The organism is Streptomyces sp. NPDC049627 (assembly GCF_044465645.1).
In the GTDB taxonomy this organism is placed as follows: domain Bacteria; phylum Actinomycetota; class Actinomycetes; order Streptomycetales; family Streptomycetaceae; genus Streptomyces.
This window is the reverse complement of the sequence record NZ_JBITLW010000001.1, coordinates 229,172-242,124: the sequence shown is the minus strand read 5'-3', so window position 1 is coordinate 242,124 and position 12,953 is coordinate 229,172. Positions and strand designations below refer to the sequence as shown.

At 70.2% G+C, this 12,953-nt stretch carries 12 protein-coding genes and 3 pseudogenes; 6 read left to right on the top strand and 9 right to left on the bottom strand.

Features of this window, described 5'->3' with window-relative positions; genetic code table 11:
* Positions 1-55 precede the first annotated feature (55 nt).
* Positions 56-1,348, bottom strand: coding sequence for an FAD-dependent monooxygenase (locus tag ACIBU0_RS01115; RefSeq protein WP_398809733.1), 1,293 nt, complete (start codon positions 1,346-1,348; stop codon positions 56-58).
* A 339-nt stretch (positions 1,349-1,687) separates the two neighbouring features.
* A complete protein-coding gene (locus ACIBU0_RS01110) occupies positions 1,688-2,050 on the bottom strand; it encodes a hypothetical protein (RefSeq protein WP_398809731.1) in 363 nt (120 codons plus the stop codon).
* Between the two features lie 363 nt (positions 2,051-2,413).
* On the opposite strand from ACIBU0_RS01110, the pseudogene ACIBU0_RS01105 reads away from it, so the two are divergent.
* A pseudogene (locus ACIBU0_RS01105) lies at positions 2,414-2,789 on the top strand (DUF317 domain-containing protein).
* A gap of 220 nt (positions 2,790-3,009) precedes the next feature.
* Here ACIBU0_RS01105 and ACIBU0_RS01100 read toward each other — a convergent pair.
* Positions 3,010-5,280, bottom strand: a complete 2,271-nt coding sequence (locus tag ACIBU0_RS01100) for an MMPL family transporter (RefSeq protein WP_398809728.1) — start codon at positions 5,278-5,280, stop codon at positions 3,010-3,012.
* 175 nt (positions 5,281-5,455) lie between these two features.
* Here ACIBU0_RS01100 and ACIBU0_RS01095 point away from each other — a divergent pair, with 175 nt between their 5' ends.
* Genes ACIBU0_RS01095 through ACIBU0_RS01085 form a run of 3 tightly spaced genes read left to right on the top strand, consistent with a single transcriptional unit; the run spans position 5,456 to position 7,473 of the window.
* A complete protein-coding gene (locus ACIBU0_RS01095; protein ID WP_398809725.1) occupies positions 5,456-6,628 on the top strand; it encodes a sensor histidine kinase in 1,173 nt (390 codons plus the stop codon).
* Positions 6,603-7,265, top strand: coding sequence for a response regulator (locus ACIBU0_RS01090; RefSeq protein WP_398809722.1), 663 nt, complete (start codon positions 6,603-6,605; stop codon positions 7,263-7,265). Before ACIBU0_RS01095 ends, ACIBU0_RS01090 begins: the two co-directional genes overlap by 26 nt.
* Positions 7,266-7,287: 22 nt before the next feature.
* Complete coding sequence (locus tag ACIBU0_RS01085) at positions 7,288-7,473, top strand: hypothetical protein (protein WP_398809719.1); 186 nt, start codon at positions 7,288-7,290, stop codon at positions 7,471-7,473.
* Between the two features lie 63 nt (positions 7,474-7,536).
* Here the strand turns inward: ACIBU0_RS01085 and ACIBU0_RS01080 are convergent, their stop codons facing one another.
* Positions 7,537-7,920, bottom strand: coding sequence for a hypothetical protein (locus tag ACIBU0_RS01080; protein WP_398809717.1), 384 nt, complete (start codon positions 7,918-7,920; stop codon positions 7,537-7,539).
* 33 nt (positions 7,921-7,953) lie between these two features.
* Between ACIBU0_RS01080 and ACIBU0_RS01075 the strand changes: the two are divergent.
* Positions 7,954-8,201, top strand: a pseudogene (locus tag ACIBU0_RS01075) (transposase); the annotation flags it as partial.
* Positions 8,202-8,225: 24 nt separating this feature from the next.
* On the opposite strand, the gene ACIBU0_RS01070 reads toward ACIBU0_RS01075, so the two are convergent.
* Both ACIBU0_RS01070 and ACIBU0_RS01065 read right to left on the bottom strand, forming a co-directional pair.
* A complete protein-coding gene (locus ACIBU0_RS01070) occupies positions 8,226-8,822 on the bottom strand; it encodes an NADPH-dependent F420 reductase (protein WP_398809714.1) in 597 nt (198 codons plus the stop codon).
* Positions 8,823-8,862: 40 nt separating this feature from the next.
* Positions 8,863-9,696, bottom strand: a complete 834-nt coding sequence (locus ACIBU0_RS01065; protein WP_398809711.1) for an inositol monophosphatase family protein — start codon at positions 9,694-9,696, stop codon at positions 8,863-8,865.
* Between the two features lie 136 nt (positions 9,697-9,832).
* Between ACIBU0_RS01065 and ACIBU0_RS01060 the strand changes: the two genes are divergently transcribed.
* On the top strand, positions 9,833-10,744 hold the full coding sequence (locus tag ACIBU0_RS01060) for a LysR family transcriptional regulator (RefSeq protein WP_398809709.1): 912 nt from the start codon (positions 9,833-9,835) through the stop codon (positions 10,742-10,744).
* Between the two features lie 75 nt (positions 10,745-10,819).
* On the opposite strand, the pseudogene ACIBU0_RS01055 reads toward ACIBU0_RS01060, so the two are convergent.
* From ACIBU0_RS01055 to cpt, 3 genes and pseudogenes are all read right to left on the bottom strand, one after another.
* Positions 10,820-10,954, bottom strand: a pseudogene (locus ACIBU0_RS01055) (IS5/IS1182 family transposase); the annotation flags it as partial.
* A gap of 85 nt (positions 10,955-11,039) precedes the next feature.
* Positions 11,040-11,921: a metallophosphoesterase gene (locus ACIBU0_RS01050; RefSeq protein ID WP_398809706.1), complete on the bottom strand. Its 882-nt coding sequence runs from the start codon at positions 11,919-11,921 to the stop codon at positions 11,040-11,042.
* Positions 11,922-12,105: 184 nt separating this feature from the next.
* Positions 12,106-12,636 (bottom strand): chloramphenicol phosphotransferase CPT, encoded by a 531-nt coding sequence (gene cpt, locus ACIBU0_RS01045; RefSeq protein ID WP_398809703.1) that lies wholly within the window; start codon positions 12,634-12,636, stop codon positions 12,106-12,108.
* Positions 12,637-12,953 lie beyond the last annotated feature (317 nt).

Sequence of the window (12,953 nt, the reverse complement as noted above, 5' to 3'; positions counted from 1 at the left end):
CGGCGCACCCTAACGGAACGAGCAAACCCTCCGTGTCACACCATCCCTGTAGCACCTACGGCTTGGCTGACGAGGTGATCGGCGATCCTGCCGGGGCTGCGGAGTCCGGAGCCCCCGCGTAATCGGGCAGCTCGATGCCGTTGATCGCGCGCCCGACCAGCTCGGTGAACCATTCGCCGGCGAAATCGGGGCGCGGCTCGGCGTCTGGCCCGGGGACGTCGCGGCTGCGGGCGTTCAATCGGCCGATCTCCTGGTTGGCCTCGACGAACGAGCGCATCCGCGCCTCGTAGCGGGCGAACCCGGTGTCGGGGTCCCACCCGGCGGCGGCCAGCTCTCCGGCCAGCAGGTAGGCGCCGACCAGGGCCAGCCCGGTGCCCTGCCCGGACATCGGCGACGAGCTGAACGCCGCGTCCCCGAGCAGCCCCACCCGTCCGCTCGACCAGCGGTCCATCACCACCTGGGCGACCTGGTCGAGGTAGAAGTCCGGGGCATCGTCCAGGTGCGCGAGGATGCCCGGGGCCAGCCAGCCCAGGCCGGTCATCCGCTCACGCAGCAGGCGCTTCTGGGCCGCGACGTCACGGTGGTCGACGTCGAAGTCAGCCGAGGCGAGGTAGAACATGGCCATCGCCCGGGTGGCGTCCTGGACGGGTCGCAGGAGGGCTGAGCGCCCGGACTCCTGGTCCTGGTACTCGAGCAGCCAGCGGTCCAGCCCGAACTCGTTGGGCACACTGTAGAAGGCCAGCACGTGCCCGAGGTGGCGGAGGAACCGCTCATGCGGCCCGAAGACCATCGCCCGCAGCTCCGAGTGCAGCCCGTCGGCCCCGACCACCAGGTCGAAGCGCCGACGGTCGCCGCCCGCGAAGAGCACGTCGACCCCGTCCGCGTCCTGGGCGAGCTCGGCGATTCGGTCGCCGAAGATGTACTCGACGCCGTCGCGGGTGTCGTCGTAGAGCACCTGGGACAGGTCCCCGCGCAGGATCTCGATGTCCGCGATGAACCCGTCGCCACCGTCGTCGTCCGCGCGGAAGGTCTCCAGCACCTGCCCGTCCGCGTCCACGGTGTGCGCGCCGGCGGTGTCGGTGCACGCCGCGCGGACCGCCGCGTCCAGCCCCATGCGCCCGATGACCTCCTTGGCGACCCCGCGCGCGTCCACCGCCTGCCCGCCGGGACGCAGCCCGGGAGCCCGCTCCACCACGGTCACCTCGGCCCCCCGCCGGCGCAGCCAGTGGGCGAGCGCGGGTCCCGCGATGCTCGCCCCCGCCACCAACACCCTGGGACCGCTCACCCGGGTCCTCTTCTCGCCAGTCCGGATGGTGTGCTCCCGCTCGGAGTCGTAGACGCTCAACACTGCCTCCCTGTGCTTCCTCCCGCGCTGGAACGCTTCCAGCACAGGCCCACCGCTGTCGGTGGATCCAGGGGTATCGACTGCGGGTCCGCACCAAACTCATCGGTACGCCCGAAACCGCCTCCACGCTCCCGCAAACACCCTGAACTCGGCATGCGCGCGCGTCGGGCATGGTGCTTGACAGCGAACCTAGTCATTCCGGCTTCCTTGACGCGTTCGCTCCATGGCGCGGAGCCCGGGCGGAACGCCGACCTTCCGCCTGCCGGACTGCCCCGGCCACTGCGCCGTCGCCGCGAGCAGCGATGGCTGGGTTGCTGCGCTACGAGCGTGCGGCTGCTTACGTCACCTCGTGTCGTGCTCCTGGGGCCACTGTCCGGTGATCTTGCCGTCGGGTGTCAGGGTGAACCGGGTGCCGTCCATCACCGTCGTGGCACTGGCTCGCGTGCCGTACGACTTCATGGTGAAGTCCTCCGCTTTGCCCATGTAGACGTGCGCTTCAGCGGCGTTGCTCCACGAATTGACCCGCACCTGCACTCCCCAGTGGTTCACTTGCGGCTTCTCCCGCCACGGCCCCCAGGTGCTCTGCGGCAGCAGCCCTGTGCCTCGGCCCGAGAACACGTACCAGCTCGCGAGGCCAAGCAGGATCGCAGCGGCGCCGAGCGCAAACGCGGTCGACCGGCGACGGATGGAGGAGGAGAGAGCCACTTGATGGGTTCCTTCATGGTTCAGGGAAGGCTTCGCCGCAGTCCAAGACGGTCCCCGGCCTGGCCGCGTTCCTCACCGCCGGGATCAACCGGCTGAACCCCTCACCTGTCCAGGTCGAACTGCTGCGCCGTCAGGCCGACCTGGAGACCAGTTGGGGAGTGCTGGTGGCCGTACCGGTCGGGGTAGATCTTGTGGAGCTCGCAGAGGCAGCAGACCAGGTCTGATCGTTGACATCCAACCTAGTCGTCCCAGGCCAGGGCATCGCGCCGGTCCAACTTGGCTGTCAAAGGAGAACAGTTCGCCGGGCGCAGACAGGAAAGACCGCGGAAAGACTGGCCAATGGGTGCGACGAGGTGATTGCCCGTGACCGTAGCGCCCGTGGGCCCCGGTTTCTCCACCACCGTCGAAGCCCTGCGGCTGCGCGAGTGGCACCTCGACCCCGGCCAGCCCACGCTCGTCATGGACCAGTTCTCCGCAGGGGCCTTCCACCTGATTGTGGACGACCGCGCGGACATGCACGTCAGCTCGACCCCCGGCCGCTTTTCACCTCGGCTGGTTCCCGCTCGGCCGACCCGGCACGGACGGCGAGGGATGGAAGATCGCCGTCACCGGCACGGCCAAGGTGCCTGGCCACCACCTGTCGTTCGACACCGACACGCCAGTCGACATCGTCGCCGCCGCCGTGGCGCGCGTGCTGGAGACATCACCTCGCGTACGACAGTCAGACGCCCACGAGTAGTCCTCGCTCGGCCGGCCGGCCGGCTGTCGGACTCCGCCTCTTTCATCGCTCACCGTTTCCCCTCACTCTGTGTTGCCGACACGCTCTCCGGCCTGGGCTGGACGAGCCTGACGATCGTCCGCGGACGTCGAGAGCCGGACCAGGAGCCGATGATCACGACTCGATATGCCTCCAGGTGACGCGCTGAGGTGTCGGACGCCAAGGGCGGGCAGGAGTTGAGTCAACGGTCAACCAGCCGTGGGCGCGGGGCCTCACCCGTGGATTTCGCGTCGGTGTCGTCGGTGCCGACCGGGCCGCGGGGAAGCGTCCGGTCCAGCCACTTCGGCAGCCACCAGTTGGTCCGGCCGAGGAGTGTCATGGTCGCCGGTACCAGCACCATGCGTACGACCGTGGCGTCGATGAAGATCGCGGTGGCCAGGCCGAGCCCGAACATCTTGGTGGAGGGGTCCTCGGCGACGGCGAAGGACAGGAAGACCGCCACCATGATGAGGGCGGCCGAGGTGATGATCCGGGCGGTGCGCGAGACGCCCTCAACGATCGCCGTGCCGTTGTCGCCGGTGCGCAGGTACTCCTCGCGCACGCGGGAGAGGAGGAACACCTCGTAGTCCATCGACAGGCCGAACAGGATGGCGAAGAGGAACATCGGGATGAACGACACGATCGGAACCGTCGCCTCCAGCCCGATGAGTGCGCCTCCCCAGCCCCACTGGAAGACCGCGACCATGATGCCGTAGGCCGCGCCGATGCTCAGCAGATTCAGCAGTACCGCCTTGAGCGGTACGACGACCGAGCGGAAGACCAGCATCAGCAGCAGGAACGACGTCGCCAGCACGGCGGCGACGAACACCGGCAGACGTTCGCTGGTGCGTCGGCCCACGTCGGACAGGCTCGCGGCGGCCCCGCCGACGTGCGCCCTGGCCGGGCCGTGCCCGATCGCCGCGGGCAGAACCTCGGCGCGCAGCCGGGCGATGGTGTCGGCCGTGGCCTCGTCCTGAGGGCTGGTGGTCGGGAACACCACGAGGGTCGCGACGCCGGTGGTCCGATCGACGCGCGCCGGCGCGACGGATGCGATGCCCGGATCCGCCGCGACCCCCGCGACGAGACGGTCCACCACTCCCGGATCACCGGCGGGGTCCGCGGCGATGACGAGGGGACCGTTGGTGCCCGGGCCGAATCCGTCGGCGACGAGTTCGTAGGCCCGGCGCTCGGTACGGCTCTGCGGCAGTGAGCCGTCGTCGGGCAGGCCGACGCGCAGGCCGAGCACGGGCAGCGTCGCGGTCAGCAGCAGCCCCGCCGCGCCGACCGCGTACGGCACCGGGTGCCGGCTGACGTGCCCGATCCAGCGACGCCACCCGGCGGCGTGGGCGGCGCCTGCCGCCGGGTCCCGCCGCCGTGCGAGTCGGCCCGGCTTCCTGGTCTGCAGAGCCCGGCCGATCCGGCCGGCCCGGGCCAGACGCGGGCCCGCCGCGCCGAGGAAGGCCGGCAGCAGCGTCACCGACGCGATCACCGTAGTCAGGACGACGATCGAGACGGCAACCCCGCCCACCGTCATGAACGGCACGTTCGCGACCGCCAGGCCGAGGATCGACACGACGACGGTGCCGCCGGCGAAGACCACCGGCCGCCCCGCCGTTGCCACCGCTCGTCCGGCCGCCGCCTGCGGATCGAGCCCGCACGCGAGGTACTCCCGGTGCCTGGCGAGCACGAACAGCGCGTAGTCGATGCCCACTCCGAGCCCGATCATGCTGCCCAGGACCGGTGCGAAGGTGGGGACCTCTGTCACCCCCGCCAGTACTGTCATCGTGGCGACCCCGACGGTCAACCCGAAGACCGCCATGCCGATCGGGAGTGCGGCGGCGACGAGCGAACCGAACGCCAGGAACAGGATCGCGGCGGCGGCGAGGAGGCCGATCAGCTCGCTCGCGCCGCCGTCGGGGTCGGAGAAGGCGTAGAAGAGGTTCCCGCCCATCTCGATGCGCAGCGGCAGTTCGTCGCGCAGCCGGTCGCCGAGATCGACGAGGGCGTCGAGGTCTTCGGCCGACAGCCGGCTCTGGTCGGGGTACTGCACCCGGACGACCGCGATCCGCCCGTCGGCCGAAACGAGGCCGCCGCGCACGGCGGTGTCCCCGCCCGCGTCGAGCGCCCCCGCCGGGTCGCTCGTGCCGAGCACGTGAGGCAGCCGCTTCACCTCGGCCCGCAGCCGCGTGAGAGCGGTGCGCGCGCCGTCGTCGTCGAAGAACGTCGCACCGTCGTCGAGGGGGGTGACGACCACTTGGGCGGTCATCCCCTCCTGGCCGGTGCCTGCCCGCTCGATCAGTTCCGCGGCCCGTCGGGAGTCCAGTCCCGGAGCGGTCATCGAGTCCGAGGTACGACCGCCGAAAGCGACGGCGGCGAGGACCGCGAGCGTGGTGGCGATCAGCCAGGCCGCGATCACCCGCCAAGGATGGCGGGCGGCGCTTGCGCCCAGGCGCAACAGGGCTTTCGAGAGCATCGGTTCCTCCAACCACCGCGTCGGCCGTCCTTGTACGGCCGCCGATGCCGAGGCTCGTCGCCACGGCGCTCCGCGGCATCGGCCCGCGGGCCGCGGATCCGTCGGCCCCGGGGCGGAGTGACGACCCATCCTTTCGGCCGATGCGCGGCACGCCGCGGTCCCTAGGCTGAGAACCGTGCTCCGAGACGACCTGCGAACCCTGTGGACCGAACCCCGGCCGCCCGGCGCGCCCGCCCGGGTGCGGCGGGACTGGGCGCTGCTCGCCGCGGGCCTTGCCGGTGTGGCGCTGGAGGCCACCCTGCGCGAGAACGTCGTGTGGCGGCCGGTGGCGGTGGTGTTCACCGTATGGCTGTGCCTGCTGCCCCTGTGGCGCCGGACCCGCCCGCTGGCGGTGGTGACGCTGGCGTTCGGCTCGGTGGTCCTGCAGCCGGTGGCCTCGCTCGTCGCCGCACCGCGCGAGCCCGTCGGCCTGTACACCGGCGCGGTCGTGCTCGTGCTGGTGTACGCGCTGCCCCGGTGGGGATCGGGACGCGAGATCGTGCTGGGCGGCGCGGTGATCGTCGCGGCCGGCGCGCTGTGTGTCGTCACGGACGAGACCTCGGTCGTCGAAAAGGTCGTGGGCTTCGTCTTCCTGCTGCTGCCCGGCGTGCTCGGGGCCGCCGTGCGGTTCCGGGTGACCGCTCAAGAGCGGCAGTTGGAGCAGTTGCGCTCCCGCGAGCGTGAGCAACTCGCCCGGGAACTGCACGACACGGTGGCCCACCACGTGTCGGCCATGGTGATCATCGCCCAGGCGGGCCGGGTGCTCGCGGGCACCGACCCGTCCGCCGCCGTCGAGGCGCTGGAGGGGGTCGAGGAGGAAGGGGCGCGCACGCTGGAGGAAATGCGCGCCATGGTCGCCGCGCTGCGCGACCGCGGGATCGGCGCCGAGCTGGCGCCGCCTGCCGGTGTCGCGGATCTGGAGCGCCTGGTGCGCACCCCGGGTGGTCGCCTCAGGGTCGACCTGGGGCTCGACGGCGAACTGGACGCGTTGCCCCCGGCCGTGGACGCGGCCGTCTACCGGATCGTGCAGGAGTCGGTGACCAACGCGCTGCGCCATGCGGTCGACGCGACCGAGCTCGTCGTCCGGGTCGCCGCGGAACGGCACACGGTACGGGTGAGCGTGCGCGACAACGGTCGGCGCACCGGCCGCGGTCGCGACGGATACGGACTTACCGGACTGCGCGAGCGCGCGACGCTGCTCGGCGGCAGACTACGAGCCGGCCCGGGCACCGACCGGGGCTGGCATGTCGAAGCCGAACTGCCGAGAGCGAGGAGCGCGAGCGGTGTCCATTCGCGTCCTCGTCGCTGACGACCAGACGATCATCCGCACCGGGTTGCGGATCATGCTGAACGCCCAGCCCGGCATCGAGGTGGTCGGCGAGGCCGCCGACGGGCGGGAAGCGGTACGCCTGGCCCGCGAACTACGCCCCGACGTCTGCCTGTTCGACATCCGCATGCCCGTACTCGACGGGCTCGAGGCCACCCGGCTGATCGCCGGCCCGGGCATCGCCGACCCGCTGGCCGTGGTCGTCATCACCACGTTCGACCTCGACGAGTACGTCTACGGCGCGCTGCGTGCCGGCGCCCGCGGATTCCTCCTCAAGGACACGGGACCGGACCTTCTGGCCCAGGCCGTACGGTCGGCGTCCGACGGTGAGGCGCTCATCGCGCCCAGCGTCACCGTCCGTCTGCTCCAGGCATTCGCGGACCTGCCCGCCGGCCGGCCCGTGGCCCAGCCGGTCTCACCCGTCACCGCCCGCGAGGAGCAGGTGCTCCTCGCCGTCGCTCGCGGGCTGACCAACACCGAGATCGCCGATGCACTGCACATCAGCCTCAGCACGGTCAAGACGCATCTGGCCAGCCTGATGGCCAAACTCGGCGCCCGCAACCGGGTCGAGATCGCGATGTGGGCCTACGAAACGCGCCGTATCCTCCCCGGAACCTGAGCCGGGTGCCGGGCCATGTCCCATGAGTCCCCGCCCGGACATCAGTGCACCGGTCGGCTCGGCCGACAGCTACCTCGCCCGTCTCCACCTGCACGTCTCGATGATCTGGATCAAAGACCTCACCAGGACCACCCGATGTCCGACGCGGTGGAGCGGCGCGAACTTCGGCGTCCGCGACGGTCGCGGCCAGGGCGGCGAGCCGCGTTGAGCCGGTAGAGAAACTCGTAACTCGGTCGGGCGAGTGGGCTGTGTCGTGCCTCGATTGATGCGATCACCGGGCGGGCGCAGGAGCGTCGCAGAATCCTCCCGCATGGCAGGCGCTCTCGTAGGAGGACTCGTAGTAGCCCTGAGCCGCGCTCCCGGCGGCAAGCGCCAGTGTGAGCAGCATTCCACCCGCTATCAGCTGCCCGATGACCACTCTCCAGGAGCGTAAGGCGGCGGCGACGAGGACAGCCGCACCAGCGGCGGCGGCCACATACAGGGACATCTGCTGGTAGGCGGCCGGCGGATCTCCGTAGCTCTGCGGATCCCACGACAGGTAGGACAGAAACCAGCCCAGCCAGATCAGCCCGAAGAAGGCCAGTTCGACAGCGCCCAGACCCACGCACACCCCCACAGCGACACGTACGCGGCGGCGTTCCTCTTCTTCAACCATCCGTCGACCGTGCCCCCTTCGCAGCTTGCTGTCTTGAGTACGGATACTCACGACAGGTCCTTGATCGAGCCGTTGTTGCCCGAACCGGGTCCGAAGCCGGTTGCTGGGCGGCCTCGGGTACCGGACCGGCAGGCCTTGTGCGGGATCCTGTCCGTCCTGCCGGCATCCAGTGGGAGTACCTGCCGCAGGAGTTCTGCTTCGGCTCGGGCATGACCTGCTGGCGGCGCCTGGCGGCGTGGAATGAGGCCGGCGTGTGGCACGAGCTGCACTTGGTGCTGTTGAACTGGAAGAGCTGCGTCTGGCTTTCAGCGGGTGATCGAGATCGCGAAGGGCGCGAATCCGCCGGCTCGGATCACGTGGGGTACGAACAGGATCGCGGCCTCGGCGGCCCGCGCGGTCTCGATCCCGCCGAGGTCCGTGATCCACTCCTGCTGCCAGCTGAGGTCGGCGAGAAGCCCGCGTACGACCTGCTTGGCCTCCGGGTCCTTGCCGGAGAGGAAAGCGGTCGGTGTCTGGGTGAGCGCGGCGGGCGCGGTCATCACCGTGTAGAGCATCGTGTTGAGCGTCTTGACGACGCGCGTGTCGGGGAGAGCTTCCTGAAGTTGCTCCGCGAGGCTTGAGCCGGGGTAGAGCAGGTCGGCCGGCAGTCCGTCCGGTCCGTCGACGGTGGCGTTGGAGACGTCTACGAGAATCTTGCCCTGCAGTTCCTCGCGCAGCGCGATGAGCCGCTCCAGCGAGCCGGCGCCCGGGGTGGCGTTGATGACGATCTGCGCTGTCCGGGCGGCGTCGGCGGCAGAGCCTGGTGAGCGGTCCGCCACGGTCACCTCGTGCCCGGCCCGGGTGAGGGCCAGTGCGAGGCTGCCGCCGACGCGGCCGTTTCCGAGAACGGCGATCATGGTCATGCTGATGTGGTCCTTCCGGTGCTCGTGGTTCTCGTGGGGGTCAGCGGGAGAGCGTGGTGACGGCTTGGGTGTGCACGCCGGGCGCGGCGGCCAGGAAGCTCTCGCTCTCCGGGGTCCAGGGGCGGCCCTCGGCGTCGGATATCCGCCCGCCGGCCTCGGTGACGAGCAGCGCCCCGGGAAGCAGGTCCGCGCGGGCCCCGGCGAACTGCCAGAAGGCGTCGATCCGGCCGGCGGCCACGTTCAGCAGGTGCAGGGTGGCGGGCACGGATGTCCGCACCACGAGCGCATCGAAGAGCATCGCGGTGATCGAGGAGCCGATGCGCCGCACGACCTTCTCGTCCTCGTCCGGCCTGGCCTGGCTCGTGGCCACGATGCTCAGGCCGAGGTCCGTGGTCCGGGACACGTGCAGCGGGCGGCCGTCGAGGTGGGCGCCGGCGCCGGCGAGTGCGGTGTAGGTCTCAGCGGTCAACGGCATGTGAACTGCGGTGAGCACCGGCTGGTTGTCGCGCACGAGAGTGGCGGTCACCGCCCACTCCGGCAGGGCGTGCAGGTGGTTGACGTTGCCTTCGGCCGGATCCAGGACCCACCATTCGCCGGGGGGCAGGGCCCCGCCCGCGAGCTCGTCCTCCACCAAGCGGGCGTCCGGGCGCAGGAGGGTGAGGCGGGGGCGCAGGACGTCGAGGGCCGCGTCGTCGTTGGCGGCGAGCGCGCGCATCAGCTCTTCGCGGGTCTGGTAGCGGACCACGTCGCCGAACCGCTCCCGCAACACCGAACCAGCCGCGCGCACGGCCATCACGGTCTGCGCGAGCAGGTCGGCGTCGGACGCGGAGCCGGCGGTGGCAACAATTGCGGTGGTCTGAATCGACTCGGGCATGGCGGAGCTCCCATCTGAGCAGGGGGTGATGAGGCGGACCAGGCGAAATCTGTGCTTCTTTCGCGCCCGCACTTCGAAGGTAGGAGGGCCCATCATTAACTGCAAGTGCATGTAAAGCACGGCTAGGATGAGTCTCATGCAATTGGATTTGAACCTGCTCGCCGCGCTCGATGCGCTCCTGGAGGAAGGCAGCGTGGCCGGAGCTGCTGAGCGCCTGCACGTCACCGCCCCCGCGATGAGTCGAAGCCTCGGCCGGATCCGGCGCACGACGGGGGATCAGATCCTGGTGCGTACCGGGCGCACGATGACCCCGACGCCGTACGCGATCGCCGTCCGGGAACAGGTGCACGAGCTGCTGCAGCAGGTTCAGGGCGTGCTGGCACCGAGCCGCGAACTCGACCTCACGACGCTCGAGCGCACCTTCACACTCCGCTGGCACGATGCACTCGTCGCCCTCAGCGGCCCCACGCTTCTCGCGGCCGTACGCGAGCAGGCGCCGGGCGTGCGTGTGCGCTTCATCGCGGAATCGAGCAACGACACCCCCGAGCTGCGTCGCGGCGAGGTCGACCTGGAGGCGAACGCGAACCGCCCGACCGCACCCGACATTCGCGCCGAACAGGTGGCTGAGACCCAGCACGTCATCGTCGTACGGCGAGGGCACCCGCTCACCCGAGTCAAGACTGTCACCGCCGCGCGGTACGCCGCGGCCGAGCACATCACCGTCTCGCGGCGCGGAAGGCTCGGCAACGCCCTCGACGACGCTCTCGCGCGGCTCGGCCTCACCAGACGGGTCGTGGCGAGCGCGCCCACCGAAGGGGCCGCGTTCGAGTTCGTGCGCGGCTCCGACCTCCTCGTCACAGCCCCCGAATCGACGGCGCGTTCCGCGGCCACGGTTCTCGGCCTGACCCTGCTCCCACTGCCGTTCGAACTGCCCTCGGCCGTGGTGTATCTGTCATGGCATCAGCGCTATGACACCGACCCCGCGCACGTCTGGCTACGCGATTTGGCGCGGACCGCGTTGACGCCCCGACGTAACCCACACCTTTAAAGATCCCTCGAGAAGTTGGAAAGCCGACTTTCAGTGTTGCTCGCCCTCGCTGGCATCGCCGACGCACCTGCCGAACTTGTAGATCGTCTGGTCCAAGCCGACGGGGCGGCCGCCCTTGCTGCCGCGGCGGTGGCGGTTGGCCCGCTGGTTCTTCGGCTCGGGGATCGTGTGCTTGATCTGGCGTCGTCGCAGGCAGCGGTGATTGCGGCGAGGGGTACGCCTACTTGCAGGTCAGGCCGCCCGGGAGCGTCCGATTCCCGCGCTCGCCGGACTGTTGTCGACCGGGCGTCAGCCATCAGCCGAACTGCAGTCCCGAGGGGCCGAGTCTTTCGATGACCTCGTGCATCTCCTCCTCGTCGGCTTCGTAGACCGTCTCGCCCATACGCGGGTCTCGTGCGTGGAGCGTGTGGATGAGTGGCCCATGGGGTGTTCCGAGGTGGACGAGGGAGGCCGACGGGCCGTGGACGGCGCGCTCGGTGCCGGGGCGCGCGGTCAGGTCGATGCGGCTGACGACGCCGGGCGTGACCCAGACGACCGCCTGTTCCAGGCGCGCCAGTATCTGCAGGTGGAAGTGCCCGCACAGGATGAGCTGGACGTCGGTCCCTCGGATTGTCTCGGCCAACTCCGTACTGTTGTGCAGGCCCAGCGCCCGCTGAACGTTGACGTCCAGGGCCACCGGCGGGTGGTGGAAGGCCAGGACGGTGCCCAACGGTGCCGGGGTGACCAGTAGTTCGCGGAGCCAGTCGAGTTGGCTGCCGTCCAGTCGACCGTAGCCCTTGCCCGGCACGAGCGTGTCCAGTGTGATCAGTCGCCATCCGTCGACGGTGCTTGCCCCCGCCCGCTCACCCGCCGCTCCCTCGTACACCGCCTCGGGCTGGACATGGCCGCTGCCGAGCACGTCGGCGAATGCGGCGCGGTCGTCGTGGTTTCCGGTGGTGTAGAAGACGTTCGCCCCTCGTCGGCCGGCATAGCCGGTCAGGAGTTCACGCGCCCGTGCGTACGCTTCTCGGGAACCGTCGTCCGCGATGTCGCCGGTGACCACCACCGCGTCGAGTGCAGGCAGATGACCCAGTTCGGCCAGCAGGCGATGGAGCGCCCCAGTGCCGTCGGCCCCGTCGGCGTCGGGGCCGCCGGACCGGTCGACATGGGTGTCGGAGAGATGCAAGATCCGCATCATCTGAAGTTAGTCTCGGCACGCGCGCCGCACCATGGTTTTCTCGCCACGCGGTACCTCCGTGGGCTGTTCGTGGCTGCCCTCGCCGCCGGCGCCGAACGGTGACAGGGCCGGGTGCTGTCCGCGATGGTGAACAACTGCTGTCCCCGCTCGATCTCGTGGACGGAACCAACAACCGGTCCGTCGATCACTGGACCTGTGCTGCGATGACCCTCGCGCACTCCATCGCCTCCGTATGCGTGGTGTCCACCACCAGGTCATAGGTCACGCCCTGGTGGACCACCTCCGCCTGGGACGCGGCCATCCCGATGGTCCGATCGCCGCGTGCCACCTCTCGGGCCGCGGCCACCGCAGCGTCACACCTGACGCCGACCCACAACACCCGCAGTTCGCCAAGGGCCTTTTGCCATCGCTGCTGTGAGTACGTCCCGCCGAGGAAGACCTCGTCGACGATGACCCGGGCACCCGCACGGCCCATTGCGGCGACCCCCTCGATCCATGCCGCTTCCAGCGTCCGGAACTCCGGACCGACGATCACCTCTCCGTCCGGCGCGAACTCGATGCCGCCATCCGACGCCTGCATGGACGCCGGCATCGCATCAACCAGCGTGTCTGTCCCGAGGGCCAGCCACGGACCCGGCAGAACCGCCTGCAGACACCGGACGATCCCGGACTTTCCCGAGCTCGAACCACCGTTGACAACGATCACCTGAGTCATCACCGCGTCACAGTAGAGGCACCGGCACAACGCTCGAAACCGATTTCCGCGGACCCTGCACCGACCGCCTGCCGCAAACCGGTGAACCATCCCGGTCGGTGCACTGGCCGGCGTTGGACGGCGAGGGCTGGCTCAAGGTCGCCTCGCCGACGCCGCCACCGCAGGCGAACCGGCCGTAGCCGCCGTCTGATGTCCCCGAGCAACCCCATGGCTCTCAAGAACGTCCCCGACGACTCCGTCGAGCAGGACGTCATGGCAGGCGATGGGGTTCAGGTCGCGCCAGTGCGTCACCTTGCGGTATTAGCCCCCGCCCCCGC